At 53.6% G+C, this 17,063-nt stretch carries 11 protein-coding genes; 10 read left to right on the top strand and 1 reads right to left on the bottom strand.

What is annotated here, in order from left to right; translation table 11 throughout:
• Positions 1-2: 2 nt before the first annotated feature.
• The 9 genes from mfd (at position 3) to HUU59_07920 (ending at position 14,967) form a co-directional block, all read left to right on the top strand.
• On the top strand, positions 3-3,407 hold the full coding sequence (mfd, locus tag HUU59_07960; GenBank protein ID NUO19363.1) for a transcription-repair coupling factor: 3,405 nt from the start codon (positions 3-5) through the stop codon (positions 3,405-3,407).
• A 15-nt stretch (positions 3,408-3,422) separates the two neighbouring features.
• Positions 3,423-5,267, top strand: coding sequence for a hypothetical protein (locus HUU59_07955; GenBank protein NUO19362.1), 1,845 nt, complete (start codon positions 3,423-3,425; stop codon positions 5,265-5,267).
• A gap of 25 nt (positions 5,268-5,292) precedes the next feature.
• The gene (locus tag HUU59_07950; GenBank protein ID NUO19361.1) at positions 5,293-7,140 is read left to right on the top strand and encodes a hypothetical protein; all 1,848 of its coding nucleotides are present in this window, start codon (positions 5,293-5,295) and stop codon (positions 7,138-7,140) included.
• A gap of 104 nt (positions 7,141-7,244) precedes the next feature.
• Complete coding sequence (locus HUU59_07945; GenBank protein ID NUO19360.1) at positions 7,245-8,327, top strand: hypothetical protein; 1,083 nt, start codon at positions 7,245-7,247, stop codon at positions 8,325-8,327.
• Positions 8,328-8,331: 4 nt separating this feature from the next.
• A complete protein-coding gene (locus HUU59_07940; protein NUO19359.1) occupies positions 8,332-8,769 on the top strand; it encodes a GNAT family N-acetyltransferase in 438 nt (145 codons plus the stop codon).
• Positions 8,770-8,782: 13 nt separating this feature from the next.
• Positions 8,783-10,522 carry a peptidylprolyl isomerase gene (locus HUU59_07935; protein ID NUO19358.1) on the top strand — a complete coding sequence of 580 codons (1,740 nt, stop codon included), beginning with the start codon at positions 8,783-8,785 and terminating at the stop codon, positions 10,520-10,522.
• On the top strand, positions 10,512-11,297 hold the full coding sequence (locus HUU59_07930) for a peptidyl-prolyl cis-trans isomerase (GenBank protein NUO19357.1): 786 nt from the start codon (positions 10,512-10,514) through the stop codon (positions 11,295-11,297). The genes HUU59_07935 and HUU59_07930 overlap by 11 nt, the downstream gene beginning before the upstream one ends.
• The gene (locus HUU59_07925; GenBank protein ID NUO19356.1) at positions 11,294-12,565 is read left to right on the top strand and encodes a peptidylprolyl isomerase; all 1,272 of its coding nucleotides are present in this window, start codon (positions 11,294-11,296) and stop codon (positions 12,563-12,565) included. Before HUU59_07930 ends, HUU59_07925 begins: the two co-directional genes overlap by 4 nt.
• A gap of 866 nt (positions 12,566-13,431) precedes the next feature.
• Positions 13,432-14,967, top strand: coding sequence for a T9SS type A sorting domain-containing protein (locus HUU59_07920; GenBank protein ID NUO19355.1), 1,536 nt, complete (start codon positions 13,432-13,434; stop codon positions 14,965-14,967).
• 77 nt (positions 14,968-15,044) lie between these two features.
• On the opposite strand, the gene HUU59_07915 is transcribed toward HUU59_07920, so the two are convergent.
• Positions 15,045-15,506, bottom strand: coding sequence for a universal stress protein (locus tag HUU59_07915; protein NUO19354.1), 462 nt, complete (start codon positions 15,504-15,506; stop codon positions 15,045-15,047).
• 175 nt (positions 15,507-15,681) lie between these two features.
• Here HUU59_07915 and HUU59_07910 point away from each other — a divergent pair, with 175 nt between their 5' ends.
• Positions 15,682-16,992, top strand: coding sequence for an acetyl-CoA hydrolase/transferase family protein (locus HUU59_07910; GenBank protein NUO19353.1), 1,311 nt, complete (start codon positions 15,682-15,684; stop codon positions 16,990-16,992).
• Positions 16,993-17,063 lie beyond the last annotated feature (71 nt).

Below are 17,063 nucleotides of genomic sequence, written 5' to 3'. Positions count from 1 at the left end.
CGATGGACCCCTTAAAGAAACGAATATACTCTTATAACGGATTTGCAGAGACATTGGCCGCGCTTTCGGATGCGCGGCATGGCGTGCTCGTGAAAAATGTTCCGGGCGCGCTGCCGGTGCTGATTGCAAGTTATCTGTTTGAACATTCCAAACGGCCGCTGCTGCTGGTTGCTGAAACATTGGAAGACGCCGAAGAGTTTGCGGATGATCTGACGATTCTGCTCGGTGAAAATGTCACAAGTCTCTTTCCGGGATTGCCGGATTATCACCGCGAACTGAATCCGATTGAGCTTTCCGAACGTGCCGAAGCAATGATGACGTTGACGCGCAAACAGCAACCGTTGGTCGTCGCGCCCGCGTCCGCCTTGCTCGATCCGCTTCCGGACTTGAATGAAGTTTCGCGCAACACCTACACGCTCGCGAAGGGTGAAGTGCTGCCGCGCGATTCGCTGATTCAGTTTCTACATGAGTCCGGCTATACGCGCGAAGTGATGGTGGAAGGCGTCGGTCAATATGCCGTGCGCGGCGCGGTGCTCGATATCTATCCGTTCGGCGGTTCACATGCCGTGCGTGTCGAATACTTCGGGGACGATATTGACGATTTGCGCAGCTTCGATCCGCAAACGCAGCGCTCGACGGGCAAGATTGATGAAGTGACAGTGATGGCTGCCGAAACTCCGGGTGTGGGGAACTCGCATCTGCTGCAGTATCTTCCCGAAAGCACGATCATCGTTTGGAGTGAGGGCAGGCCGGCCTATCATGCGGTCAAGGAACGCTTCGAAGAGCGCACCGCCAAACCCGTGCTGCGTCTGCGCGATTTGAAGTCGCAGAATTCCGATGATGACGACGATGAGGACGAAGAGCATCTGCGCGAAGAGTTGCACGACATCGTTTACGAGGAAGACGAAGAGATTCCCGTGTCCATTTCCGAGCAGGTGCGAGCACTGCGCGAGCCGGGGAAATGGATGGAGCCCGAGCTGATTTACAGTGCGGCACAAAAACTCTCGCAGGTTTTCTTGCACAGCGCGCCGCATCCGACGTCGCATGCTCTCGATTTCGGGGGTGCTCCGCAAGAGCGCTTCGCGTCAAACCTGCCGTTGCTTGCCGAGCGCGTGAAGGAATACTCGGGACGCGGACTCGAAACGATTTTGCTCTGTGACAACCAGCTTGCGGCGGACAGACTCGGTCAGGTGTTGACGGAGCGCGGCGTACCGGAGCATGCTTTCAGCGCGCGCGAAGGCGGATTGCGCCACGGCTTCATGCTGGAAGCGGCGAGCCTTGTGGTGCTCGTGGACCACGACATTTTCGGGCGCAAGCGGCGCACGCGGCAGTTCATGAAATTCAAGAATGCCGTTCCGTTGCATGATATTGACGCGCTGCGTGTCGGCGATTTTGTAGTGCATGTCGAGCACGGTATTGGCCGCTACAGCGGTTTGACCAAAATTGCAGTCGGCGGAGTGCAGCGCGAAGTATTGAAGATTGAATATCGCGACGGCATCAATCTGTTCGTGAAGCTTGAAAATCTCGCGCAGGTACAAAAATATTCGGCAAAGGACGGCTTCCAGCCACCGCTCTCAAAAATCGGAGGAAAAGAGTGGCGCGAGATCAAACGCAAGACAAAAGAGTCACTGGTTTCGATTGCGGAAGACTTAATCAAGCTTTATGCGAAACGCCGCGCGGAACGGGGAATCATATTTTCCAGCGACACGCCATGGCAGCGCGAGATGGAAGCGAGTTTTCCTTATGAAGATACTCCCGACCAGTTGACGGCGAGCGAAGCGGTGAAGCGCGACATGGAAAGTCCGCAGCCGATGGATAGATTGATTTGCGGAGATGTGGGTTACGGCAAAACGGAAGTTGCGATGCGCGCCGCGTTCAAAGCGGTGACCGACGGAAAACAGGTGGCCGTGCTTGTGCCGACAACGATTCTCGCGCAACAGCATTTCCGCACATTTCGCGAGCGCTTCAAGAATTGGCCGGTGGACGTAAAGGTGATTTCGCGTTTTCAATCCCCACGCGAACAAAAGGAAACGCTCAAGAAACTCGCGGCCGGTGAAGTGGACGTGATTATCGGCACGCACAGGCTACTCTCGAAGGACGTGCAGTTCGATGAGCTCGGCTTATTGATTATAGATGAAGAGCACCGTTTCGGTGTTGTGCAGAAGGAGAAGATACGCACGCTGCGCGCGAACGTGGACGTTCTGGCTATGAGCGCCACACCGATTCCGCGCACGCTGCACATGGCCTTGATGGGCGCGCGCGATTTGTCCCAGATTACAACACCTCCGCCGGGACGGCAGCCGATTGAGACGGACGTCGTTCCGTTCTCGGAAAAAATCATCAAGGAGGCCGTGCAGCACGAACTAGCTCGCGGCGGTCAGGTGTTTCTGGTGCACAACCGCATACAAAGCATTAAGCAGGTGGCGGAAATGCTGCATCGCCTGCTGCCGAAGATTCGCATCGGAGTCGCGCACGGCCAGATGAACGAACACGAACTCGAACAGGTGATGCTCGATTTCTCAGAGCAGAATCTCGATGTGCTGATTTCGACGATGATAATCGAATCGGGACTCGACATGCCGAATGTCAACACGATGATTATCAACCGTGCAGACAGGCTGGGCGTGGCGCAACTGCATCAGCTTCGCGGAAGAATTGGCCGCAGCTCGCGCAAAGCGTATGCGTATTTACTCGTGCCGCCGCACTTTGAAATGTCGAAGATAGCGCGCAGTCGTTTGTCGGCCTTAACGAATTTCTCCTCACTTGGCGCGGGCTTTCAAGTGGCGATGCGCGACCTGGAGATTCGCGGCGCCGGAAATCTCTTGGGACGCGAGCAGTCGGGATATATCAACTCCATCGGCTTTGAGATGTATCAGCAGTTGATAGAGGAGGCTGTGCGCGAGGTGCAGATTGACAGGCCGCAGGAGATTGAGGAAAAGCGCGAAGTGAAACTCAAGATTGACGCGGACGCGTTCCTGCCCGAATCATATTTGTCCGAGAGCGGCCTGCGGCTGAACATCTACCGCGAACTTTCGCGTGCGAAGGAACTTGGTAAAGTGGAAGAGCTGATGCACGAGGTCGAAGACCGCTTTGGCAAGCTGCCGGACGCGGCGCGCAATCTGTTTGATATGGTTCGGATTAGAATCCTCGCGGAAAAACTTGGCGCCGACGAAGTGAACGTGCTGGAGCATCAGCTCGAACTTGGTTATTCGAGCGACCACGCAGGGCGCGACAAGATGCTTTCGCTGGTATCGCGGAGCGGTGATTTTCCGATTGAGTTTGACGTGACGAAGAATGTCGTCGTGAAATTGAGTTTGAAGAGGTTCGGGAACTGGGAAGACAAATTAGCTTACGCCGAAGAATACTTAGCCGCCGTCGCCGGTGAATTGACGGCCTCTTATTTATGACCGGAGAATATAGTAATGCATCGTTGGGTACTTTTGCTTTTATACATGCCCTTGACATCGCAAGCGATAGTTCAGGAGAGCGGAACGCTCACGGGATTTCTGATGGACACGTGCCTGACGTGCGCGTACGACAATTGGCAATCGCACGTCGCCGAGCGTGTGGTGCGTCCCGGATTCAACGATTACGGCCCGCCGCACCTTGATCCGCAGACGAACCGTTTTGGCGGATTCGAATACATTCCGGCGAACGCCGGCGGAGACTCGACGTTAGCGCGCTGGCGGCAGGTTTTCACGAGCGCTATTCGCGGCGAATGGAACGTCGCCGATTCTCTGGTATCGCGTTATGACAGTTTGTGGAACTACGAGCTGGTCGAGTTTTATGATGAGCCGTCGGCGCGAATCTACTATATCATGCGCGAGCGGCTGGACTTGAGTTATGTGGACGCCAACGGAGACACGTTGCCGGAGAATGACGTCATCGGCGGATTTCGCAAGGGCTGGGGTGTGTTTGTATTTAATGACAACGCGCGCCACCAGAAGGTCGTGATGCAGATGCCGCATCCGGAAGATGACTTCGTGTCCATACCGGTCGGCATTCAGATGTTTCAACAGCTTGAGATGGGAATACTGATGATTGCGGGAGCCGGCCGCGAGGTCATGTGGGACAGCACGCAGTCGTCATACAATAACGCGCGTTCAATCTCCGACCCGTCACGCAACGGCAGAACTCCGTTTGCAGAGCTTTCACGAGTCGCGACGGACGAGTGGAGCGAGCCGCCCATCAATCCCTTTGTCATTATTCAGCTCCACTCTTACGACCATGCCACGCATCTTTCGCTGCCGGATATTCAAGTGTCGTGCTATCTCGATGACTTGACACCGAATGTCCCTTTGCGCGACCTGCAGCGGCGCAAAGATTTGTATCACGCTTTTGAGACCTTTCCCATAACGGGAATAACCGCGGATTCGAGCATTCGCGTGGCAATCAATAACTATATCGGTTTGGCGTGTTCGCCGCAATACACGTATCAGAAGGATGATACGGTGCTGACGATTCGTTCCGTCGGCGACTTGTGGGGCGCTCCGGATAATGTCGAAGCCGTTTATGCGCACGTCGGCCATCATGTGCAAAGGCACACGGAGAATTTCATTCACATCGAGTTGGACGAATACCCTGACGGATTGTGGATGCCGCTGGATTGGCAGCGCTGGATACCGGGCACTCCGCCGACGAATTGGGGGCGATACGCCAACGTGCTTGAATTTTATCAACCGTTCATCGAAGCAATGGATTCGGCCTTGACATGGAAAACGGAAGAGGACACACTTGCCCCGGATTCGTGCGCTCCGATTCAAGCGACCGACGTCGGCGGAAGCTGCGTGTATCTGCGTTGGGACAGGCCGGCATATGACACACACTTTGACACGTATCAGATTTTCTTTGATACGGTTGAAGTGACGCTTTCCTCGCCGCACATCTCACGCACAACGACGGGTTACAGCGCGCTCGGTGACCAATTGACTCGCGGCATACAGATTGAGGACTTTCCCGCACCGGTTTGGCGCTATCAGTTTGCGCTGCGTGCCAAGGATTTGCTTGGCTGGGAGTCACCATTGTCTTCAGCCATCGGAATTACGGACGGTCAGATTGACGACCTGACGATTCTGGTTGAGGGAGACTCGCTTAGATTGAACTGGAGTCTGCAAACCAATGACTCGCTGTTCCAAGTTTGGGAGTATCTGATTGACAATGTCGACTACACTATCATCGGCACAACGAGTGACAACACTTATCTGGTGGAATTATCCGACAATCCCGTCATTCATCGCTACACGGTGAAGCGTCTCATCAGGCGCTGAACTCAGAGAAACTATCGGTGAAACAGTGCTGAAAGGGCTCGCCATACTGCTCCTTGCGCCGTTGGCGGCGTGCGCGATGGTTGTGGAACACGGCTCGCTGCACGGGTTCTTGTTCGACACATGCTCGACCTGTGCGTACGATAACTGGCTGTCGCACGTCTCGGAGCGAGTGGTGAGGCCGGATTACAACGACTATGGTCCGCCGAATCTGGACCCGGTGACCAACGGATTCGGCGGGTTCACCTATATTCCCGCGAACGCAGACGGCGACAGCACACTCGCGCGCTGGCGGCGGATGTTTGACTACGCGGTTGCGCGGGAGTGGAGCAGCGCTGACTCAATGCTCGCACTCTATGATACCGAGTGGAATTATGAACTCGTGCGGCTCTATGAATGGGACAGACGGCAGGAGTATTACATTATTCGCGAGCGGCTCGATTCGAGCTATGTGGACGCCAACGGCGACACGCTGCCGGAAAATGACGTCATCGGCGGATTTGGCAAGGCATGGGGCGTTTTCATTTTCAATCCGACGCCGCGTCATCCGTTCGCGGTCGTGGAAGTGCCGCACCCTGAAGATGACTATATGGCTCCGCCGGTGGCCGCGGACCTCTTCGTGCGCGGAGAGTTCGCCGTGATGATGATTGCCGGAGCAGGTCGCGAGGTAATGTGGGATACGACCTTTTCAACCTACACGAACGAGCGTTCGGTCTCCGATCCATCGCGCAACGGCCGCCAGCCGTTTCAGATGCTGCACGAAGCCTTGGTGGACGCGTGGGATGCGCCGCCGGTGAGTTCGTTCATAGTCTTTCAAATTCACTCCTACGACCATAACGAGCACGCCGCGTTGGGTGACTTGCAGATGTCGTGCTTTTTTGACGACCACTACCCCAACTTGCCGATTCGTGACGTGGGACGGCACCGTGACTTCATTCATGCATTGCCGCGCTTTCCTGTAACGCAAATAGACGGCGACACGACAATTGCCACGCGTGTGGACGAGTATGTTTCGCTGTGGAGCCTGCCTCCGTACAACTATTTCAGCGTTGATACGCTGCCGATTCGCAATATCACGGACTATCTCGGAGCGCCTTCGAATCAGCAGGGCAACTACTGCCACGAAGAGCACGACCCGTTCCGCCACACGGAGAATTTTGTGCACATCGAGCTCGATGAATATCCCGACGCATTGTGGACGCCGACGGATTTTCTGCGCTGGCTGCCCGGCTCGCCACCCGCCAGGCTTTCGAATTTTCGCGTCCTGCGCGAGTATTACGCACCGCTCGTTGCGGCGATTGATACAGCGCTGACGTGGCACGAGCTTCCTGACACGACTGCTCCCGCGACGGTACGCATTACGGCGGTGCTGCGCATTAATCCGACGACAGCGGAGGTTCGCTGGAATCAGCCGGCCTATGACCAGCACTTCGACACTTACGAGCTGTTCTTCGACACGACAACGATTACCGAAACAAGTCCCGTTCGGACGCGCACGAATCCATCTTATACATCGCTGGGAGATCAAACGACACGATTTCAGCGCGTGTTCAGCCTGACGGAGCCGCTCGAGCGTTACCGGTTTGCGATTCGCTCGCGTGATATTTTAGGGCACATCTCGGCCATGTCACCGGAGTGGGGCATTATTGACAGCACGATAGACAATTTGACGATGTTCTACGACGGTGACTCGTTACGCTTGAGCTGGAGCGGCGCCTATTACGATTCGCTGTACGAGGTGCGGGAGTATCTGCCGGATTATCAGAACTATTACTACATTGGCACAACTGACATGACATCATACACATTTGTACCGACAGAGCGCGGCACGGGACGTGTATCAGTGGTTATGATAAAGAGGGTGTTAAAAGACTGATGTCAAGAAAGAAACGAAAAGGGGAAGCAAGTCTGCACGAATTTCCAACTCGGGAGGGGCTCTTTGAACCGGAGTCCTTGCCGCCTGTTGATGGCGTGAAACGAATGAAGAAGTTGAAACGCAAGCGCACATTCAGTTTGCGTCAAATTATCAGACGGCTTCCCGATGAACACGACCTCTTCCCTGAGTATTTTGAGAAGAAGGAGATTCTGCAGGCCGTTGACCGCGTATTGAAAAATGACAGCGACGGACGCTTCAGCTTCTGGTTTCTTTATAAGTGTGCCGAGGAAGTCGCCGTTCACTATCCAGATATTTCGGCGATGATTCTTGAACGCGTATCGGCAATGGTGGCGCGTGCGCCGGGAAATAACTCGTCGGTCTGGCAGAAAGGCTACATTGACGCCGCTGACTACTGGTTGATGGCGGGGGACAGCGAACAGCGACAGGATGTTCTGTTGAAGGCAGTCGCATTGACGATTCGATCAAGCAACCAGTTGAATCTTTGGACAGGCGTGGCGGACATCAGTTTGGAGCCGCTTTGGGAGCTTGTCAAGGAATACATTGACGGCAAGAGATCCGAAGAAGCCATTGGAGTCTGCCAGGCGATAATTGAGCACTATGAAAGAGAAAACTTCATAGAAGGTGTGTTGCGCGCCAAGTTAGTCTGTTCCCGGGAATATTCGCACATGGGGAATTGGATTAAAGTCAAGAAGCTTGCGGAAGAAATCCTTGCAGTTGTTCCCGATCTTCGCCCGAATTCCATTATTGAGTTTGACGCGCGCATCTTACTGTGCCTGTCGTTGCTTAACATTAGGCTGGCACGAAGTATTCCGGTCGTTCTCGGCGAATTAGATGAAGCCAAGCGAATCCTTCAAGAGGGAACCGAATGCGATGAAGAGGATTCCGAGCGTTTATATAGATTTCTTGGCCGCGTTTGGGGGATTCAATGCGAGTTCAAGCTTGAAGATTATGTTAATGGGGGCGAAGAGTCAGAGTTGATGGAGGCTGAGCAGGCAGGACAGCTCTGCTTAACTTATCTCCAACAATTGTCACGTGTGGCGATAAGCGACCTAGGGAATGCGTATGCCTTACTGAGCACAATCTACACTCTTTCCGGAGAGACAGAACGAGCGGCACAGTATCGCGAAAAAGCCATGCTTCTCGGCTTTGACCTTTCAGAGGAATAACTCCATGACCATCCATACCGCGAAAACTCCCGACCAATTTCGCCACGTCTATCCAGTTATCAGGGAACTTCGCCCCCATCTCACGGAGCAGCGGTTCATCGAGCAGGTCGAACGGCAAGCGCGCGAGCACGGCTACATCCTTATATATATAGAGGAGAGCGGCCGTGCCGTGGCGGCGGCAGGCTACCGTCCTACCGAGATGTTACATTGGTCAAAAGTTTTGTATATTGATGACTTGGTCACGGCGGAATCGGCGCGGGGGCGTGGTTATGCTGACCATTTGTTCAAATATATCGAGCAGCAAGCCCGCGAACGAGGCTTGGCGGCAGTTCATCTCGATAGCGGAACCCATTCGGGCCGTTGGGATGCCCACCGGTTCTACTTGAAACACGGGATGAACATTACCAGTTACCACTTTGTCAAAGATCTTAAATCAAAATAGACGGACCGAAAGAATGCAACGAATCGTAATACTGTGGAGCCTGCTGATGCTGACTATCATCGCCGGCTGCACAAAGGATGGCCCCTATGTCGCCAAAATCGGCAAGGAGACCATCACGGAAGAAGAGTATCGCAACGCCATGATGCTGCAGTTCCGCTCGGAGGAGAACATCAAGCAGCGCAGTTTGGACGAGCGCAAGAAAATCGCGCATGACTTGGCGATAGAAGAAGCCAAGTATCTTGAAGGATTGGCGCGCAAGTATGACGAGAATCCCGAAATCGCGCAGAACGTCGAAGCCTCGGCGAAACGCAAGGCTTTGGACCTGCTTTATGAAGACAAAATCATCAACTCGGTGATAACCGAATCGATGATGCGCGACTTCTATGATAAAGGCAGCAAGGAAATCATGGCGCGCCACATTCTCGTCAAGAAGAATTCAAGTGACACGACGGCCGCCGACAAGGCGCGCTTGAAAAGCCGCATTGACTCCATCAAGACGGCAATTGACAAAGGACTGGATTTCAAAACCGCCGCGAAACTTCTGAGCGAAGACGCGACAACCGCGGCCGATTCTGGCGATCTCGGCTGGTTCCCGTGGGGTAGAATGGTGGATGAGTTTCAGCGCGCGGCATGGGACGCAAAACCGAAGACCGTCGCCGGTCCGGTGGAATCTCCCTTCGGTTGGCACCTGATATGGGTGGATTCAACCCGCGCCATCGAAGGCCGCAAGCCTTACGAAGAATCCAAGAATGACATCGCCACGCGCATGCGCGAAGTTGAGGGACAGAAGCTTGGCGAAAAAGCGCGCGAGTATGTGACAGCGCTGCATGACGAATACGGTTTGAAACTCGACCAGGCCGTGCTCGACAAATTCGTGGCCAAAATGCTCGATCCGCAGATGACGCTCAACAAAGAACTCGGCCCGATGTTCACCGCCGAAGAGAAAGCGCAAATTGCGGGGACGCATAAGCTTGGCAACATCACGATCGACGATATGATTCAGAAAGTGGGCGCGAATGCGTATCGCGTAGACTGGAAGAATCCGCAGTCCGTGAAAGATCTCGCGCACGCCATTTGTGAACCGCAATTCCTCGAAGACAAGGCGGTCAAGGAGGGCTATCTGAAGAAGGCGATGGAAGACCCGAGCATTGTACAGCAGAAGAAGACGGCCATCATGCGACTGGTTGAGAAAGTGGAAATAACGGAGAAGCTCGACGGCAATGAAGACGCCGACCGGGCCTACTACGAGCAGCACCTGCAGGAGTTTATCCAGCCGGAAACGCGTACGATTCGCGAAATTTTCATCAAGGAAGACAGCGCGAAAGCGGCCAAAGTGCGCGAACGCGCGCTGAAGGGTGAGGATTTCCAGAAGCTTGCGTGGCAATTCAACGAAAAGGAATCCACCAAGCGCGACAGCGGCCGCATCGGTCCATTTGAAGAGAAGCGCTTCGGCATGATTGGCAAGAGCGCGTTCCAGCTTCAAAAGAAAGGCGACATCTCGGAAGTTGTGAAGGTCGGCAAGAACTACTCCGTCTTGCAGCTTCTGGAGACTTATCCGTCACGCACGAAGACGTGGGAAGAAGCCAAGGGCGACGCGCGCCGGGAAAACCGTGTTGTGCGCACGAAGCAGCTGACCGAAGAGCTTGAGAAGATGCTGTTGTCCCGTTATCCGCTAAAGATAAACGAAGAGAAGCTTTCAACACTTTGGCCGCTTCCGCCTGAACGACAGGACCGCGCAGCACGTGATCAATAGGATACTTCTGATTGTCTCGCTTGCACCTCTGTTCTGCGGATGCGGCAAGAGCGGCGAGGCGGACGTGATCGCGAAGGCAGGCAATCGGACACTGACTCGCGAAGAGTTTCGCACGATGACCGGCGTAGCCTTTGACAGCATGGCGGCGGACGAGCGCACCTATCTTCTTAACGAGTGGCTTGAGCTTGCCATGCTCGAGCAGGAGATTGAGAAGTCGAACTTGCGCAAGGACCCTGTACTTGCCCGCAAGGAGCGCGAGTTGATCGCCCAATACTATCGTGCCGTATTGCTTGCGCGTCAGCCGGTCCCGGAGATTACCGATTCGCTGATATCCCAATACTACAGTGAGTATCAATCCGAATTCAAGCGTCCCTCTGACAGCTACCTGATAGAGAGTTTCTATTGCGAAGCGGAAGACTCGCTAAAGGCCTTCCGGCGCGCGCTTGAACGAGCCGATACGTCGCGTTTGAAATCGGGATTTGTGATTTGGGAAGGCAAGTGGCTCGCGGACGGAACGGATTTGGAGCCTCCGCAGCTTGCCGCCGTCCGTGCGATTCAAGCGGGCGGTTTGACTCCGGTGCTGCCATTTGGTGAAGGCTACAGGCTGATACGACTGCATGAAGTCTATCCGCAGGGCGCGCAGTTAAGTCTCGAAGCCGTGCGCGGAGAAATCCGGGAACGCCTGCTTACCGAACAGAGTCAAAGAAGACAGGAACGGTGGGAAAGCGAATTGCGCAGCCGTTACCAGCCAATGAATATGGGTGAAGCGAAATGATGAAATGGATCGCAGCGGGACTGCTCATGTTGGCGGCGCTCGCAGCCGGAGAAGAGACCATAGACCGGGTTGTGGCGGTGGTGGATGACGAGATAATCCTCGAGTCCGAGATATTGCAGTACATGCAATACTCAATGGGCGCAAGCGGGTCACTCGATTCGCTATCCGCGGAACAGTTGAATGTGCTCAGCGGGCAGGTGCTCGACGATTTGATTGCCCAGAAACTATTGCTGACGCGCGCGCGGTATGATTCCATTTCCGTTTCACAAAAGGAAGTTGACCGCGAGTTGGATAACCGGATGGCCAATCTGATAGAACAGGTCGGAGGTCAGGACAAACTCGAATCCTATTACGGCATGCCGCTGCCCAAAATCAAGCGGCAGTTCCGTCCGCTGGTTGAAGAGACGCTGTTGATAGAGCGCATTCGCCGCCAGCATCTTGCTTCGGTGAGAGTCTCGCGCAGCGAGGTTATCGAGTTTTGGGAATCAATCAAAGACAGCGTGCCGCCGCTTCGGGATGCGATACGTCTTGCGCACATATTGCTGCAGGACCGCGTTTCGGAAGCGTCGGTCGAGGCGGCGATTGCGCGCGCGGACTCGGCCAAGCAAATTATTGAATCCGGCCAGATGACTTTTGAGGAATATGCGTCACGCTTTTCCGATGACGCGGGCTCCGCGGCGCGCGGCGGCAAACTTGGCACGACCAATCGCGGTGACTTGGTTCCTGAATATGAAGCGGCAGCTTACGAGTTGGAGCCGGGCGAGTTAAGCGCACCGACGGTGTCACAATTCGGCGTGCATCTGATTCGACTGAACGAGCGAACGGGAGAAAAAATTAACAGCGACCACATCTTGTTCAAGGTCACGCCAGCAGCCGCGGACGAAGCGCAGACGATGGCGGACGCGGAATCGCTGGTGGTGAGATTACGCGGAGGTGATGACTTCGCCGAGCTTGCGCTTAATCTTTCGACGGACACAAAGACGTCCGCCAATGGCGGCGACCTGGGCTGGTTCAGTCCGGCGGAGTTGCCCGACGAATTCAAAGCTCCGATAGAAGGCAAGCAAAAGGGTGAGTATTCCGATCCGTTCCGCACGATTTTCGGCGTGCACATTGTGAAAGTGACAGACCGCGTATTCTCGCGTGCCATCACATTGAATGAAGATTACAGCCGCATTGAGCAGATGGCGCTGGCGAAGAAGCAGGACGAAGAATTCAAGAAGTGGATTGACAAGCTCGCCAAGGAAACTTACGTCGAGCGCAAAAGCTGAGCGCACCTGAGCCGATGAAGTCTGATATAAGGAGCCCCTCAATCGAGGGGCTTTCGTTTGCCCAATCTCCCACGAACCCTCGCAAAAGCTATCACGAACAACTTAAATAACAGCGATTTAAAACTCGTTTTCCGCGCTGACCAAAACACTTGACAATCTAAACTCTCCGCTATATATTCTATATATCAGCAACTCGGTGCATCAGCAACTTGGTGCATCAGCAACTTGGTGCATCCTTGAAAACGGCTTAGGGAGCCGGAAAAATTTTTCACAGTTCAGGAGGCACGCATGAGTAAAGCACCTTCCACCTCATCCGCAATGGTTATCCTTGCGGTTTTTTTGTTTCTTGGAGTTTCTGTAATGCCGTCTTTCGCTTGCCAGGATTGCCAGTGCTTCAGTGACAATACATGCTCGGATGTAGAATGCGCCTCAAACCTTACGGCGAATTGCACACGAAGCGAATTCACACCAGCATGTACAGGAACGTATATTATTCGAACGGAGACTCGTTGTTCAGGAAGTGGATCGAATTGCACACTATGTTATTCTTGTGCAAACATCTTCAAGTTGACAGGAGGCACAGAGATTTTCCTCGCAAACGGGCATACAAATGCGTGCGGCTTTGGAGGGTGCGTTGCCACAGTGTATCCGACGGTTAATTTGATAGCGGGAAGTACATATGTTATCTATACATGCAAGCTGCCCTGTAGCCAGATAGGCACGACATGTGAATCATGCTCTGCAAATTGTACCGCCTACGCTTGCATTTCGTACAACACCGTTCTCTGCACGCCATGACTCTCATAACAATATGCATTAGCTGTGTGATTGCACTACTGCCCCTAAACATTGCGGTTGGAACAGTCTTGCATGTACCAGCAGACTATCCCACGATACAAGCCGCGCTTGACAGCACAAATCGTTGGGACACTGTCTCTGTTGCTCCCGGAACGTATCACGAGCTGCTTCAAAGCCCTCTACATTCTTTTGTCTTGATGGGCTGGCACCGGGCCGATACTACTGCCGAGGCACGGACTACATTTGATCCCAATGTGTTCGGAGTTGATACGCCTTCCGTGTTTCGCGTTTTCGGCGACACAGCAGTAGTAAAGAACATTGCTTTCTATAATCGCCCGGCAATTAGACAGTACGAGATTCCGACAAGGTCAGGCGCGATTCAGAGTGCAGCGCGACTTTTAATCGTCGAGCAATGCAGGTTTGATTCAGTATCCTCTCCTCTTTGGCGAGGATCAAGAATTGAAATTCAAAATTGCCGCTTCGTTGGTTGCTTTGGAAGTTGCGTGCTAACATCTCTTAGCGGAAGGCTTAAAGCGGAAAATTGTTACTTTGAAAGTGAAGGGTACTCTGTCGTAACATGCTACGGAGGATCAGAAATTGACAGTTGTGTGTTTGCGAATAACCCGCAAGGCGGATACCTGCTCAACATCAGAGGGCCCGGCGCAATTGTCTCAAATTGCCGCTTCGGTCCTTACGTCGGCGCATTCTCTGTTGTTGATATTTATCCGAATGGCGATGTGTTAATTGAGAATTGCGTTTTTGAAGGCATTGATCAGGCTTACAGTCTGATTCAAGCTGGTTTCGATCATCCTATAAGTATGGATTATCCACTTGTAATTAGAGGAAACACTTTTCGAGATTATCATACCTTTGGCCCTTCTTCCGGAACCATCGCAATTAATCTCCAATGCTCGCAATGTTCGTTCGGGCGTCTTGCAATCATTGAAGGCAACACTTTCATTGATGGAGATGGTGCGACAGTGCTGACTCCGGGCGTCCAGGCGCTTAGCGCAACGGTTTTACTTCGGGACAATGAATTTGAGAATCTTGATCCTGCAACGCTGCCGGATTTTCGGGCAGAGGGTCCATCACAAGACACAATTCGTTCTCACAACAACTCCTTCTTGCCCCCAGGCCTTGCCGCGAGCACGGTGGGGAGCTATTTCGACGCCCGCGAGAATTGGTGGGGAGACTCGACGGGACCGTACAATGCAAGTGTGAATCCGGAAGGGCAGGGCTCAGAGGTTGGGAATGGTGTGTTGTTCGTACCATGGCTGACTCAACATCCCGACAGTATTGACTCCACGGAAGTGGCGATTGAGACTCCAAGCGTTCAATTGCCTTCAGCTTACTCGCTTGCGGCCTTTCCCAATCCATTTAATGCCACAACAATATTGAGTGTCGAAGTTGCGCGTGCAGGAAACTACGATATCGTTCTCTATGATGTAACAGGGCGAGAAGTGACGACGCTATATTCAGGCCGAATAGAATCAAGCCAAAATGTTCACGTAAACGCCGAACGAATTGCCAGCGGAGTCTATTTTGCAGAGCTGCGCTCAATGGATAATGTATTCACGGCAACCAAGCTTTTGCTTTTGAAGTAAGCAGTTTACATATACCAAATGCAAAAGCCGAGACAAATCGTCTCGGCTTTTAAATTTTCGAATTTTGCAGTTCAATTCTATTTGTGTTCATGCATCGGAATCGTCAGCACCGCACAGGGAGATCGTCTAACGACCGCTTCGGCGACGCTGCCGAATAGAAATCGTTTGAGTCCGGTTCTGCCGTGAGTGGCGATGACAATCACGTCCGCATGAATTTTTTCGGCCAGCACAACGATTTCGTGAGCGGGATCTCCGAGTTCAAGATGCCGCGTGAGCGTGATTCCCGGCTTGACGTATTCACCCAGCGCATTGTCGAGAGTTTTGCGATAGCTGTCGAGCAATTCGGTTTCGTAGCGTTTCACATCAAACGCCGCCGAACCGCTGCCCGGCGGGAGTTCAACCAATGGTACAGGCGGAACGACATGCAGCACATGCAGCTCCGCATTGTAACGGCGAGCGAGTTCGTCGGCGGTTGCCAAAGCCCGGTAGGACGGGTCGGAAAAGTCAATCGGGCAAAGGATCTTTTGGAAGCTAAGCATGGCGGACCTCCGTAAAAATTCCCGTTGAAAAATTGCGAGCGATTGCGTATTTTGGAGTGGTTGTTGCAACCCCTATATTGGTTACAATCCTAATCAAGCTAATAAGTTCCCGTGGTGGTAAGCTGACTCGGTTTGTCAGTTTCCTGCGGCGACAAAACACTAAGGATAAGTAGGAATGAGTTCGCAAATTATAAGCCAGCCACCTGCACCACCTGAAGTACTGGCTGAAGCTGTAGATGCATTGCGCTGTGTGGCCTCGAACGACCGGGTATTCGTCGGTTCAGGTCTGGCGGTACCGGAGTTGTTGGTGGAAGCCTTGGCCGCAAGAGCACCTGAACTTGAAGGCGTGGAAGTCACGCATTTGATGACGTTTGGTGCGGCACCATATGCCGCGCCGGGGATGGAGAAGAGTTTCCGCACCAACGCGCTGTTTACGGGCGGCAATGTGCGTCAGGCCGTTAATGAAGGCCGCGGAGATTATACACCGATATTTTTGTCCGAAATTCCCGCGTTGATTCGAAGCGGCAATTTCAAAATTGACACATGTCTGGTGCAGGTCACTCCTCCCGGAACACACGGTCATTGCAGTTTGGGAATTGACTGCGCCTGCACGCTGGAAGCGGCGCGGCACGCCAAGAACGTCATCGGCCTGGTAAATGAGCAGATGCCGTGGGTATATGGCGAGAACTTCTTGCACAAGAACGAGTTTCGCGCGTTGATTCGCTACGACCACCCTCTGCCGGAGCTGCCGCGCAAGACTCCCAGCGATGCTGAGAAACTGATCGGATTGTTCTGCGCGGAGTTGGTGCCAAACGGAGCCTGTTTGCAATTGGGAATCGGCGCGATTCCGGATGCGGTGCTGGCGAGTTTGGGCGACAAGCGCGACCTGGGTATGCACACGGAAATGTTCAGTGACGGCGCGGTTGAGTTGGTTCACAAAGGAGTCATCAACTGCAAGGCCAAGACGCTGCACAAGGACAAGATGATAGCAAGCTTCGTGCTCGGATCGAAGGTTCTTTATGACTTCGTGCGCAGCAATCCGCTGGTCGAATTCCGTCCGGTGGACCACACGAACGATCCGTTCGTGATTGCGCGTAACGACAAGATGATCTCAATTAACAGCGCGCTGCAAGTTGATTTGACCGGCCAGGTGTGCTCCGATTCCATCGGACACTCCATATTCTCCGGCTTCGGCGGACAGGTTGACTTTGTGCGCGGCGCATCGAGAAGCAACGGCGGCAAGCCGATTATCGCGCTGGAGTCCACGGCGAAGAACGGAACGATTTCGCGCATCACTCCGGTGTTGTCACCGGGCGCGGGTGTTGTCACCAATCGCGCGGACGTGCATTATGTCTGCACCGAGTTTGGTGTGGCATATTTGCACGGCAAGACGATTCGGGAACGCGCACACGCGTTGATTCGCATCGCACATCCGCAGTTCCGCGAAGAACTGAAGTACGCCGCGACGCAAAGAAAACTCATTTAGGTTAGACGGCCAGAGGCCGACGGTAGTTTATGAGAGCGGGCTGGAGTAATCCAGCCCGCTTTAGTGTTGTC

It is taken from the genome of bacterium, from assembly GCA_013360195.1.
In the GTDB taxonomy this organism is placed as follows: Bacteria; Electryoneota; RPQS01; order RPQS01; family RPQS01; genus JABWCQ01.
This window is presented reverse-complemented; position numbering and strand designations above follow the sequence as displayed.